The sequence below is a fragment of the Bartonella sp. AD328YNZD genome, from assembly GCF_042196425.1.
In genome coordinates, this window is sequence record NZ_JBHIQG010000551.1 from 1 (window position 1) to 1,127 (window position 1,127).

Consider the following 1,127-nt stretch of genomic DNA (forward strand, 5'->3'; position numbering starts at 1 on the left):
AGGCTTAAAGATGATGTCACGCATCATGAAGTGGATTGCCTTCATTCTCTTTATGTTTGTAATAGATTTTTCCCGTTTTGTGGATGCCATAGAGAATAGCTTCTTACATCTTAAAAGATGGATAACAAAAAGTTAGATATCAAATCTCTCCTTTAAAGAAAAAAGATTGATATTAATGACAAGTTAAACTATGTTTAACTAAGTTAAATAATATATAACTATTAAAGTGCTTAAAGAGACAATGTGATGAGTGTAAAAAGTGAACTTATAGCAGCTAAAGTAGATATAAATCTAAAAAATGCATTTATGGCTATAGCTGAAAGAAAACACCGCCCAGCATCTCAGATCTTACGTGATCTTATTCGTGTTTATGTTGAAAATAACAAGGTACCTAATAAGGAAACACTTGAAACTTTTCATAAAACGGACAGCAATGAAGATATTTTTTATGCTGACAATATAGCTGATTTAATCCAGCAATTAGATCTCTAAAATTATGCGTTCAGTAAGTTATTCAGGAAAGTTTAAAAAGGATATAAAACGGGCAAAAAAGCGTGGAAGGGATATGCAAAAGCTTACAGAAGTTATGCAACTTCTGATTCATAAGCAGCAATTGCCATCTATTTTAAATGATTATGCCTTACAAGGAAATTGGAAGCCCCGTCGAGATCTTCATATAGAATCCGATTGGTTACTAATTTATATAGTTGATGAAGACCGAGTCCATTTTGATAGAACAGGAACACATTCAGATTTATTTAGGTAAGAATCTAATTCTGAATCGCCGAAAAAAGTTCTTGATTCGCAATAATTGAGGAAAATCTCAAAAAGATTTGTTAGAATCAGAAAAAATGTTTCTTCGTGTGACAGAACTTTTTAGATGGCTTACATCAAGAAGCGTTAGCAGACTTCAAAGAAACATTAGAAACATTGTGCGAAGCGTGCTTTATAGAGAAATGTTAAAAATCCTATTCCCCTAACTTTATTTAGGCATCCCTTATCTTTAAAAAAATATATGAAGAATCAAAAACTTAATAGGAATATAAAACAGAATGGTGGGCGATGAGAGACTCGAACTCCCGACATCCTCGGTGTAAACGAGGCGCTCTACCAGCTGAGCTAATCGC

General features: G+C 33.1%; 2 protein-coding genes. Both read left to right on the forward strand.

Going from position 1 to position 1,127, the window contains the following annotated elements; genetic code table 11:
* Positions 1–246 precede the first annotated feature (246 nt).
* The gene (locus tag ACFIO3_RS13575; protein ID WP_375615200.1) at positions 247–492 is read left to right on the forward strand and encodes a hypothetical protein; all 246 of its coding nucleotides are present in this window, start codon (positions 247–249) and stop codon (positions 490–492) included.
* Between the two features lie 4 nt (positions 493–496).
* On the forward strand, positions 497–766 hold the full coding sequence (locus tag ACFIO3_RS13580; protein WP_375615199.1) for a type II toxin-antitoxin system YafQ family toxin: 270 nt from the start codon (positions 497–499) through the stop codon (positions 764–766).
* The last annotated feature ends 361 nt before the right edge of the window (positions 767–1,127 follow it).